Genomic DNA, 11,136 nt, shown 5'->3' on the forward strand with positions numbered 1-11,136 from the left:
CAGACCGCCACGCTCTCCGGTGATCCGCGAATGTGAACCGGAAGGCAAGCAGCGGCCCTCGACGTGCCTACGCCAACCATGCACGAGCTCGTAAGCGCTGTCCCGTAATTGATCACGGTCGTGCTTGCTGACTTGCCTGCTCTCGGTTCAGCCGGTGACGGTGAGGTTGTGCAGGCGGGCGATGCCGAGCATGGCGTGGTGGACGCCGTCGCCTTTCAAGCGGCAGTCGCGGCGGATCTTCCAGCTCTTCATCCGGGCGAAGGCGTGCTCGACGCGGGCCCTGACCTTGCGGTGCGAGGCGTTGTGTTCCTCTTTCCAGGCCGGGAGTTCGGCCTGGCCGGGGTCACGGCGGTGAGGGATGATCAGGCCAGTGCCCCGGTAGCCGCCGTCAGCGATCACGGTGGTCCGCCGATGGCATCCTTCGCTCCGGACAGCTCCCATGCCTTGCAGTCGTTGCGGTTTCCCGGGACCGGCCGGCCGACGGCGACGACCAGGCGGGTGTCGGCGTCGATGACGACCTGGTGGTTGGTGGAGTACCTGTAGTTCTTTGACTGCTCGGCGATCGTGTGGTCACGGGTGGGGACCAGGGTGCCGTCGACGATCAGCACGGTGTCCTTCCGGAACCTCTTGCGAGGCTGCAGGGTGAGCGATGGCCCGAGGTGGTCGATGATCCGGTCCGCGGCGCACTTGGAGACCCCGAACAGCGGGGCGAGCTGCCGCAGGGTGCGGTTCGTCCGCCAGTACGCGGCCACCAGCAAGACCCTGTCCTCCAGCGGCAGGCCCCAGGGCGACCTTTGCGCACCGGGTCGGCGCCCTCCCGCCGCAACGCGGTCACGAGCTTCCCGAACTGTCGCGGGCTCAGCCCGGTGAACGGGGCTATCCAGGAGGGTTCCGACGCCGTGATCACACCAGCCACGGCGAGATCGTCTCACCTTGATCATGGTCTGGGACGCAGCCTTTGGCGGAACGTAATCGGTCGCTGGGACGGATTCGGCGTGAGAGCCTCACGCCCGTGGCTTCTGAAACCGAGGTGGGAGAACTGTTGCACCAGCGCGGCTGGCGCACGGCATTCACTGTCGCTGAAAGGGTGAACGCGTGGGCCGCCCTGGTGCGGGTTATCGAGCGCGGCTACGGCGACGACATCTACGAGTACACCAACGACCTATACTGCCGAAACTGGCTGCACGAGGCGTGGCTCCTGCTGGACGAACACATCGTCCAACTCTGGACCCCGCAGATCAAAGCTCTGGACGACCGGTACAAGGCCGCGACCGTCGACGACGACGGCCAAGCACTCAACCAGTTCCACATGCTGCCTGGCCCCGACCTGTGGTGGTGGCGGCGACACCCCCGCATCCTCACCAGAGACCTCGGGCGTTCGCTTCGCTCGGTCGGTGCCATCGGCACCGACCCTGACGCAGCATGACCCTCAGCCTCGTGGGTTACGGGACCACTCTTAGGCCGTCACCCTTCGTCCGGTGTGCGGGTGACGCGGGTGACGGTGATGGTGGGATCGGAGGGTACCGGCTTGCCAGGGTCTGTGGCGGTCAGCTCAGTGGGCCTGCTGGTCCCGGGGTAGAGAGGAGCGCCGTTCGTTCCGACGTGCAGAACGGCCTCAAAGCCTTGCGGGCCGGTGATTTTCACCTCCGCCGTATAGGCTGCGCGGTCGCGACCGGTGTTGGTGATGGTGACGGGCACGGTTAGACCCGTGCGGGTTTGGATGGTGCGGTACACGGTGATGTCACCGCGGGAGACCAGAGGATTCTCGAAATCCGGCTTCGCGGGATCATAGGGTTCACCCGAAACCGGCACGCCACTGGGTGCGGCAGCAGCCCGCTTGCGGGCCTCGTCCTCCTGCGCCGCAGCATCCTCTCCCCCAGGGCCGACGGAGGCCCTTGGCGGGACTGAAACAGAGTCTGGTACCTGGACGGGGGTTGCAGAAGCCGCTTGCCGAGGCACCTGCCCTTCGTCTTTGGAGCGTGCGTCGCTTGAGCCGCCACACGCTGTGAGCACCGCCAGCGACCCTGCCGCGCCCACCATCGTGATCACGTGACTGTGTCGCATTCTCAACGTCCTTTACGGGCAGACATGTGTGCGTCAGTTGCAGTTGGTGACATTGTCGGCGACTCGGTTGATGAGATAAGTCGAGGAGCTCGATGACGTCTTCATCAGGGCCGTCACCGTGCCACAGCCTCCAGGCTTCTGCCATACGGGGCCGGCGTACTGGCTGAAGGTGCCCTGGTCGACATCGCACGGGGTATCCGTGTAGTTGTCGCAGAGTTGCAGCTTCATCCACTTGGAAGTTGCCGTGTTGTTGTCGAACACAGAGCAAGTGTTCTGGTCGCTGCCAGCGCCGTTGCCGCCGTAGACCCACAGGGTACCCAGGCGGCTTGCGTCGGTGGGCAGGCGCAGAGCAAGGGTGATCGTGTCGTACTCCGCCCCGCAGAGGTTGGCCATGATTGCCATCTCTTTGGGATGAGCCTTAACGAAGGCAGCAGACTTTGCGTCGACGCCAGGCCCGATGTTGATGTCGCTCGCCGCGTGCGACGTGGCCATGAAAGGGCTAGCGGCCAGGAGTGCCACAGCCATCAGGGATGCGGTGGTCGTCCGCCGTAACGAACCCGGCACTCTATGCATGAAAATACCCCCCACTGAAGTCATCTGCGGGCTGCTCTTGCAGCCTGCTCTTCCTACACACCTAAGTCAGCTTTGATCAAGCCTGCCCCGTGGCAGGTGGTCCGCTTGAGCGGATACTGGACATGAGAAGTCCCTCACGCGGCTTGCGCTACGTAAAAAATGCCCGAGTCGCACCTTTATGGGGTGGAGGGATTCTCGCCAGACAGGCCAAAGCCCGCCTTTATTGCGATGAGTGAAGTGACGCAGGGGATCGCCTGACCTCGAACTGAAGATCGAGAAGGCGACGACTGGCTAGCGAGCGCCTTAGGGTGGCTTGATTCCGCTGAGCCCTCGGCACCGCGCCCCCACCGAGCCCGTCCAGGCGCCGCCGCCCCTCGGCGTCCGGGCGGCCGCACGTGATCGCTGTCGACGGCAAAGCACTCAAGGGATCAGCCCGGCTCGCCGCGACGCGCCGGCATTTGCTCTCCGCATTCACCCACGGCACCGTCGTGACCCTCGCCCAGGTGGAGGTTGGCGCGAAGACGAGTGAAACGACACACTTCCGACCGCTGCAGGCACTACTGGACTTGGCCGGCACCGTCGTCACCTTCGACGCCCTGTACTCGGTCAAGGCGAACATGTCGTGGCTGGTTGAGACCAAGAAGGCCCATCCCTAATTCCGGTCGGGCCCAGCAGGAGCAACCTCGGCCCTGGCCGTGGCCAAGTCTTTGACTTTCCTGGGGGCGTGTTTGGGCTGGTAGGAGAAGTCGTACACCTCGATCGTCTTGTAGTGCGGCAGCCAGGACAGCCGCAGGGCATGGCTGAAGCGGCGCACTTCACGCGGCGAGTTCTTCTTCCCGGACCAAGTCGAGGAAGTGGAGGTAGGCCATCGAGGGGGCATCGGCCAGGGCTAATGCAAGTTCCAGAGGCATGCGGTTGGTCGGGTAGGACCGGTTGGGGCGGATAGCAGAGCAGGCACGGGCTTCGTGATCATCGTGGTGTCTTAAGCCCGTTGATCATGAGGTGGCCCGTGCCTGCCGCAGTATCTTCCCCTATCTCCGCCGTCCTGCTGAAGCTGGGTCCGCTGGACGCGGACCGGGGCGCTGACCTGCGTCCCTACTTCGGTTCGGTGCCCGATCCGCGCTCGCGGCGAGGCCGGTGGTACTCCCTGACGGCGATCTTGCTGATCTGTGCCTGTGCGGTCATCTCGGGTGCGAGGAGCATCGATGAGCTGGCTGAATGGGGTGTGCACGCCTCCAGCGGGCTCTTGGCGGCCGTCGACATCACACGATCCGGTGTCCTCCACCGAACGGTTGCCGCCCTTCACCGAGGACGCCTCCACCGTCCACACCGGCACCGCGCCCCGCGCCATGGCCGCCTTCCGCGACCTCGCCATCGGCGCGCTGAAGATCCTCGGAGCCGACAACATCGCCAAGACCACCCGAGTCATCCACCACCAACCCGAACACGCACTCCGAATCCTCGGCATCACCGGCGACCCGGACGCTCCAGGAACTTGATCAAGCCCTGGGCATCGGCCCGCCCGACGTACTCGGCCAGCGATTGGGTTCTGACGGAGGGGCGGTACGCGGACATCGAGGTGCGGGCGTGGGAGTTCGCAGGACGGAGGTGATCGCGGGAGGGAGACGCCTGAGGGCTGTCCCGCGGATGATCTCCCGCGGCGGCGGACACGGCCCGGGCCTCACTTGCGGCGGCCCGGACCGACCCCGGCCAGCACCGTCCCGAGAAGGACGTATGCGGCGACGGCCAGGATCGGTATGTGCCCGCCCGCGAAGTCGATGTCATCGATGTAGTACCCGGAGAGCCCCGCCCAGACCAGCCCACCGACGAGCACGAGCACGGAGTTGCCGGTCTCGCCCATTACCCGCATGCCGGCCCACAGCAGGAGGGGCATGAGAGCCCAGGAAGCGGCTGTGGTGAGCAGGAACTCGAAGGCGCCGGAGAACATCGTGTGCTCGTCTGTGGCTCTACCATCGCGGGCCCAGGTGTAGCCGGCGGACATCAGGGTGTGGCAGGCAGCGGTGGAGGCGGTGACGGTGAGGGCGCCTTTGGCATGTCGTATGTACTGCATGGCGGGAATCCTTGATCATCGCAGGCCGGTGGGCCCCAACGCGGATGCATTGGGGCCCACCGGCTGTGTGCGGACGGTGACCACAGGGTGGCGTATGTCCTTCAGCTACTACAGGGCGCGTTCCAGGGCGTTGGCGTAGAGCCGAGCACCGGAGATTTTCGGGTGGAACGACTTCATCGACGGCTGGGGCGCGTCGTTGTCCGCCTCGGACCGGCCGGAGGTGACGATACCGTGGATCGATTCGGGGTCACCGCAGATCGCCTTGCCCTGGAAGTCCGGCGCGGGGTCGACGAAGGTGGCTCCGACCGACGCCGCGGCGGCCTTCATCTCCTGGCTCAGCTCCGGAGCGACCTCGTCGTTCAGCCAGGGCGCCTCTTCGGTTCCGATACCCGGAATGCACTGACCGTTCCCGGACAGGAGCGGTGGGTAGCCCACGAGGTAGATCTTGGCCTGCGGCGCGCGTTCCTTGATCTGGCTGAGCACCTTGACGATCCGCGGCTTGACCTCATTGGTGATCCAGCCGGGCATGAAGTCCTTGAGCGGGCCGCTCTTCTCGCCGGTCGTGTCGCCCGTGTCCGGATTCCGCGTCTCGATCTCGGTATTCTGACAGAGCATCGGTCCGGCCATGAGGACGCATTCCATGAACACGTCCGTGAACAGGGAGTCGTTACCGCCGATGGCGATGGTCACGATGTCCGTGTTCTGGTCGAGGTAACCGAGGTCCATCTGCGGCAGCGAGTTCTGCTGCCCCTTGCCGCCCGCCCAGACGTTGTAGGTGCGGGCGCCCGAGCAGGCGATGAAGCTCAGGTCGACGTTGCCGTGAGCGTCGGAGATCGCGCCGATGGACTGGGTCCTGCCGGGCAGGGTCGCCTGCCGGATCCAGGCCTGCTTGGAGCGGTGGCACTTGTTGACGACCTCGCTGTTGCCGAGGTCCTCCTTGTAGTCCGTCTCCCGGAAGTAGTCCTTGCCGCCCTCGTTGTCGGCGCCCTCGCCGGAGGCGAAGGAGTCGCCCATGCCGACCACGTGCGTCGGGTTGGCACCGAGCGTCTGGAAGGCGACGGCGTCCCAGGCGATGTCGACGCCGGGAGCCTCTTCGGTGATGTTGGACAGGGCCACCGACGGGGTTCCGGTGAAGTTGAAGACGCCGAGCGAGCGCCACTCGTTGCTGCGGATGCGCTGCGGGGCGACACGCTGAGGAGACTTGGAGTCGGTGCCCGACACCGAGTACGTCGCCTGCTGGGACCGTGCGGCCACGTTCGGCATGTGGACCAGGACCCGGGTCCAGCCCTTGACGGCGCTGGGGCCGGTCCAAGTGCCGGTGGCCTGCAGCCGCTGATCCGTCCCCGGAGAACTGCCCTTACGGGTGGTGGAGAACCAGACGTGGTTGCCGTACCCCACACCGAGCTGGTGGGTGTCCATCTTGGCCGAGGGCGTGGCGAAGTCGAACTTGAACGAGCCGGCCGACGTGCCGGTGTCGAAGCAACGTCTGCCGTCCTTGCCCGCGATCCGCTGACCGGAGTTCACGTTGTCGACGATGTACGTGGTGCCCGGGATTCCGGACTCGCACCGGGGCGGGTGGGAGTTGCCGTCCGCCTCCTCCGGGTAGGTGTTGTTGAAGCGGAAGATCTCGTTGCCGCAGGCACCGGCTCCGCAGTTCTTCCACTCCACCTTCTTGTTCCACCAGCACCGGAAGTCCGTACGCTGGCAGGGACCCGACGCGGGCGAGTCGTTCGACGCGCCTTCCTTGATCTTGTTCGGGTCGCACTCGTTGGAGCCGTCACAGAACAGTGCGACCGGCGGCTTGGCCAGGGTGCGGAACATGGGCTCGGTCCACCAAGCCGGCCGGAAACCGTGGACGAGGGTGCCCGGCGACTCCAGGGCCTCCAGCGGGCGTGCGGCCCAGCCGATGACCTTCTCCGGGTACGGCCAGAACTGCGGCTTGGCGGCGTGGGAGTAGTCGTCGCCGCCGCTCTCGTTCTCCAGGAACGGGGTCCGGTTCGGCTTGTAGGTGGGGTTGGCCGGGTTGTTGGCCCAGCCGACGCCCCACTTGCCGCCGTTCTCACCCGCGGCCGACTGGAGGTAGAACCCGGAGTTGTAGGCCCACAGGGCGAAGAACCAGTTCTCGATGCCCTTCGGGTCACCGTTGTTCACGGTGAGGCCGGCGCTGCGGGTCTGGTTCCACTTCTCGGCGAGGATGTTCACGCCGGCCGCGACGTTCGCGGTGTAGTCCAGCGCGACGGCCTCCTGGTAGGCGCGAGGCTTGGACGGCCTGACCTTGCCGTCCTGGTACGGCTTGCCGGGCAGGCGCATGCCGTCGGTGACCTGCGTGATGCCGTAACCGCAGTCCGCGGCGGGCCAGTTGATGGCCCAGGGGTCGTTGACCTGGCCGTGCTCGTCGTGGACGAGGCCGTAGTAGTTGCCGATGAGGCTGTTGGCGGTGGTGCCCGGTGCGGCGAAGCGGGTGGCCTGCCACATGTTGGACTCCTGGGCGGTGATGCCGAGGAACACCTGGGCGGGGATGCGCCCGCCGCCGGACAGCGGGGTGAGACCGCCGATCAGGGCCTGCGGCGAGTAGGCGCCCATGCCCATGTTCTTCCAGTTGGCGGCCCGGGCCACGTGCTTGTCCATCGTGCCTTCGATGGCCCGGTTGACAGCCCACTCGATCTGACGCGGCTTCGGCTGGAAGGCCTGCTTCTGCGGGTTGCCCCGTTCCACGGCGCAGGTGCGCTCGGACTCCGGCTCGGCGATGTTCAGCAGGGGGGACACCTTGCTGCCGCCGACGGTGCCACCGCCTCCGGAGGGAGCGGTGCCAAGGGCAGGGGAGCGGCCTTCGCCCTCAGCCGGGTCCGGATTGACCGGAGACGCGGCCGGGTTGGCCTCGAACACCGGCTTGCTACCGGTGGGCAGGTGGTTCATCTCGATGCGGGCCGTGCGCGCCGTCTCGTACTCGGAGGGGCGGACACGGGTGTCCTTGCCGTCGGCCCACCTGGAGTTCACGACGGCACGGGCCTTGGTCGAGGCGGTGGCGTCCTTGTCGATCCCGCCCGGGTTCCGCACGTCCTTGGGCAGGGTGCCGACGTTCTTCGCCGTGCCGGTGACGATCGTGGTCCCGTCGGCGGCACGGGCGAGGTCCATGCCGGTCAGGTGGCCCTCGGCGACCGTTCGGGCTTCGACGGCCTTGCCTTTGAGCTGTCCGCCGGTCAGGTACTTGACCTCGGAGGTGTTGCCGGCGGACGCGGCCTCGACGGGCTTCGCGGCGGCGGCCCGGGCCAGCACCCTCTTCGCGGCCCGCGCGTCGTGCGTGCGGTCCAGGAAGGCGATGCCGCCGTCCTTAGTGACGGACAGACTGAAGGGCGTGTTGTCCGTGCGTGTGACCAGCTCGGACTTCCCGCTCGCGGTGATCCGGACGATGGCGTTGCCCTGCGCGGCGACGATGCCGTTGCGGGTCGGGACCGCGGAGGTGACCTGGCCCTTCACCATGGTCTTCTTCTTCGTCTTGCCCGTACGGGCATCGACGGTGATCAGACGGGTCTCGCTCCTGTCCGACGTGTTCTCGTCGGTGAACTGCGACAGAACCGCCTGCTCGCCGTCGCCGCAGCCGGGCGAGAAGTAGGCGAGGCTCGCCTGGAACGGCAGCTTCGTGACCTCGCCCGAGTTCAGATCCACGGTGGCCGTGAACGCGCCCCGGGCCATGAGGTTGGGCTTGTTGGTGAAGGTGCGCGGCGCGTAGGCGACCAGGGCGTGGCCGCCGGAGGCGGTGACACAGGCGTTGCCGATCCAGGTGTCGGTGTCGGAGAACCCGGGTTCGACGAGGGTCGCCGCGGTCTTCCAGCGGTAGCCGTCGGCCTCGTCGGCGGTCAGGAAGTGGAAACCGGTGGCGTCACCGATGGTGGTCCACGCAGTGTCGGAGGACTCGGTGTAGCCGCTGCCGAGCACCTTGCTGCGCTTCTTGGCGGGAACGCGATCCTTGTTGCCGTCCTGGTCCGCCTTCACACGGGGCGCGGCGGGGTCGGACCATCCTTCGGCGGCGTTCGAGGGCGGCGTCGGTTCCTGGGGGGCGGATTGCGCCTGGGTCGCGGTTCCGAACGCTACCGCCGTGGCGATGGCGCAGCTTATGGGAACACGCGCGTACGTGTGTCTGCTGACACGTCTCAAAGCGCTGGTCTCCTTGGGTGAGAAGTGCGGGGTGTACGTGCCTGGTTCGGGCACGCGGCAGGGCGCGATGCGCCCCGCGTTCACGGTTATTGGTGATGAGGTGAAGGGACTGGTCCGGCAGCGTTGCGCTAGGGACTGGGAGTCATCGATCGAGCTGCGACGCGCGTAGCTCACGCCCTGTTGTGGGAGACCGGACTGACCGGGTCCTCATGCCCCGGCTACACGGAACCGCATCGGCTCAATGTGATGTGCGGCCGGCTCGATGGCCCCAATGGCTCAGGCCGCAGCACTGGCCTTCGCTGCAGGTACGACATGTCCGTCTTCCCCCCTTTCGACGCGTGGGAGGAACGCGGTCGTATGTGGTGCTGGTCAGCAACACTCGCTCCCCCGGGCGGCACACGGAGACCCGGGTGGTCAGACCAGGTCACCGGAGTGCATGGTCACTGTAGGCACGTAACACCGGCTAAATAAGGTCCGGTCGGGGACATGGCAAGAACGAGGTCATTCTGACGAAGCGTCTGGTCAGACCGTGCCCCACCTCCTGATCAGTGGTTTCCCTGGGAGGCGGAACGGGACGGACCGGAGGAGGCGGTTCAGTACGTCGGCTGGATTTCCCACTTAACCAGGGCCGGATCGACGTCGCCCGGTTGCGCCGGGCCCTGGCCCGGGTGCCGTTGCCGAGGGCGGCGGACGGTCGGCTGGTGCTGGCGGTGGATGTTTCGCCGTGGCTGCGGCCGGGTGTGCTGACCGGGCCTTTTGCCACACATTCGGCCGGGGCGAGGGCAAGCATCAGATGATGCCCGGCTGGCCGTACTCGGTGGTGGCCGCGCTGGAGACCGGCCGTACGTCCTGGACGGCGGTGCTGGACGCGGTCCGCCTGGAGCACCGGCGCCGACGTCGCCGCGGTGACCACCGTGCAGATCCGCGAGGTTGTCGAGCGGCTGGTGGCTGCCGGTCAGTGGCGGCCGGGTGACCCGCATGTCCTGGTCGTGCTGGACGCCGGATACGACGCTCCACGCATCGCCTACCTGCTGGCCGGGTTGCCCGTCGAGATCCTCGGCCGGCTCCGTTCAGACCGGGTGATGCGAAGGCCAGCACCCTCCCGCGAAGAGTTCTTCCTGGCCAACCCCAAGGGTGGCCGGCCGCCCAAGCACGGCAGCGAGTTCGTCTGACAGCGCAACCTGGGGCGCCGAGCAGGCCGTGACGGTCACGGACACCCGGCTCTACGGGAAGGCGACCGCGCAGGCGTGGGACCGGCTGCACCCGAGACTGACCCAACGGGCTGCATGGCTCGACCATGACGGACCGCTGCCCGTCATCGAAGGCACCGTCATCCGCCTGGTCGTGGAGAAGCTCCCCAGCGGCGGGGTCAACAAGCCGGTGTGGCTGTGGTGGTCGGGCACCGGCCCCGCTGAGGCAGACGTCGACCGCTGCTGGCAGTCCTTCCTCCGTCGCTTCGACATCGAGCACACGTTTCGCCTGTTCAAGCAGACCCTCGGCTGGACCAGGCCCCGGCTTCGCAGCTCGGAGGCGGCCGACCGGTGGACCTGGCTGGTGATCGCCGCCTATGCCCAGCTCCGGCTCGCCCGTCCGCTGGCTATCGACCTCCGACGTCCCTGGGAGAGACCGGCTCCGCCGAACAGGCTCACGCCCGCCCGCGTCCGCAGAGGGTTCAGAAACCTCTATACAAAGACCGGCTCGCCGACCGGTGCACCGAAACCCTCTCGTCCCGGCCCCGGCCGACCGCTCGGCTCGAAGAACCGCTATCCGGCTATCCGTCATGACGTGGGACGCGTCCTCGCCACCGACGAGGCATACAGCCGTCCACCCACCACAAGGCCGGCACCAAACCCCGCAGAACAGGCTGACGAGCGACACAGAGGACCAGCACACTGAGCGCATGCGCTATGAGGAGAGAGCCAAGATCACGGCCGTGAAAACCCTGATCCCGCTGGCTATCCTTGTCGCCTCGCCAGTACTGCTGATAGCAGGAGCACCGATCCGCCGCCGCTATCTCCGCTACGTCTACCGCGATGAGGCCCCGCAGATCCTGGACAAGAAGCGAGGTTGGGTCAGCGCCCACTACTTCGTGGTCACCGACCCACTCCTGCAGTGGCTCTGCTGGCCCACAGAATCACTCGCCCGTCTCATCGAGCGCCGAGGTTAAACGCCAAGCTGAGCTTGTTCTTTAACCTCGGGCTGGGCCCCTGCCACTGGCCCGCTCGCGGGCCAGTGGCAGAGTGAGCCGGGTGATCGGACGCCTGTACACCGTT

Annotated in this window: 9 protein-coding genes and 3 pseudogenes; 6 read left to right on the forward strand and 6 right to left on the reverse strand. The window is 66.8% G+C overall.

Translation table 11 applies throughout. From position 1 onward, the window contains the following. Positions 1-147 precede the first annotated feature (147 nt). Positions 148-941: pseudogene (locus ABTZ58_RS39115) on the reverse strand (transposase). 71 nt (positions 942-1,012) lie between these two features. Between ABTZ58_RS39115 and ABTZ58_RS39120 the strand changes: the two are divergent. Continuing rightward, complete coding sequence (locus ABTZ58_RS39120; protein WP_351367971.1) at positions 1,013-1,426, forward strand: hypothetical protein; 414 nt, start codon at positions 1,013-1,015, stop codon at positions 1,424-1,426. A gap of 38 nt (positions 1,427-1,464) precedes the next feature. On the opposite strand, the gene ABTZ58_RS39125 is transcribed toward ABTZ58_RS39120, so the two are convergent. Beyond that, positions 1,465-1,734 (reverse strand): hypothetical protein, encoded by a 270-nt coding sequence (locus ABTZ58_RS39125; protein WP_351367974.1) that lies wholly within the window; start codon positions 1,732-1,734, stop codon positions 1,465-1,467. A 363-nt stretch (positions 1,735-2,097) separates the two neighbouring features. Further along, on the reverse strand, positions 2,098-2,589 hold the full coding sequence (locus tag ABTZ58_RS39130) for a hypothetical protein (RefSeq protein ID WP_351367977.1): 492 nt from the start codon (positions 2,587-2,589) through the stop codon (positions 2,098-2,100). Positions 2,590-3,032: 443 nt separating this feature from the next. Here ABTZ58_RS39130 and ABTZ58_RS39135 point away from each other — a divergent pair, with 443 nt between their 5' ends. After that, positions 3,033-3,293, forward strand: a complete 261-nt coding sequence (locus tag ABTZ58_RS39135; protein WP_351367980.1) for a hypothetical protein — start codon at positions 3,033-3,035, stop codon at positions 3,291-3,293. Here ABTZ58_RS39135 and ABTZ58_RS39140 read toward each other — a convergent pair. Continuing rightward, a complete protein-coding gene (locus ABTZ58_RS39140; RefSeq protein ID WP_351367983.1) occupies positions 3,290-3,517 on the reverse strand; it encodes an ATP-binding protein in 228 nt (75 codons plus the stop codon). The genes ABTZ58_RS39135 and ABTZ58_RS39140 overlap by 4 nt on opposite strands. A 117-nt stretch (positions 3,518-3,634) precedes the next feature. Here ABTZ58_RS39140 and ABTZ58_RS39145 point away from each other — a divergent pair. Beyond that, positions 3,635-3,895 (forward strand): annotated as a pseudogene (locus tag ABTZ58_RS39145) (transposase family protein); the annotation flags it as partial. 16 nt (positions 3,896-3,911) lie between these two features. After that, positions 3,912-4,136, forward strand: coding sequence for a hypothetical protein (locus ABTZ58_RS39150; protein WP_351367995.1), 225 nt, complete (start codon positions 3,912-3,914; stop codon positions 4,134-4,136). A gap of 182 nt (positions 4,137-4,318) precedes the next feature. Here the strand turns inward: ABTZ58_RS39150 and ABTZ58_RS39155 are convergent, their stop codons facing one another. Together ABTZ58_RS39155 and ABTZ58_RS39160 are read right to left on the reverse strand one after the other, a co-directional pair. After that, positions 4,319-4,708: a hypothetical protein gene (locus tag ABTZ58_RS39155; RefSeq protein WP_351367986.1), complete on the reverse strand. Its 390-nt coding sequence runs from the start codon at positions 4,706-4,708 to the stop codon at positions 4,319-4,321. 108 nt (positions 4,709-4,816) lie between these two features. Further along, the gene (locus tag ABTZ58_RS39160; RefSeq protein ID WP_351367989.1) at positions 4,817-8,701 is read right to left on the reverse strand and encodes a GDSL-type esterase/lipase family protein; all 3,885 of its coding nucleotides are present in this window, start codon (positions 8,699-8,701) and stop codon (positions 4,817-4,819) included. 779 nt (positions 8,702-9,480) lie between these two features. On the opposite strand from ABTZ58_RS39160, the pseudogene ABTZ58_RS39165 reads away from it, so the two are divergent. After that, a pseudogene (locus ABTZ58_RS39165) lies at positions 9,481-10,731 on the forward strand (NF041680 family putative transposase); the annotation flags it as partial. A gap of 32 nt (positions 10,732-10,763) precedes the next feature. Continuing rightward, entirely contained in the window at positions 10,764-11,030 is a 267-nt protein-coding gene (locus tag ABTZ58_RS39170; RefSeq protein ID WP_351367992.1) for a hypothetical protein, read from the forward strand. The last annotated feature ends 106 nt before the right edge of the window (positions 11,031-11,136 follow it).

It is taken from the genome of Streptomyces sp. NPDC094143 (assembly GCF_040303825.1).
GTDB lineage: Bacteria > Actinomycetota > Actinomycetes > Streptomycetales > Streptomycetaceae > Streptomyces.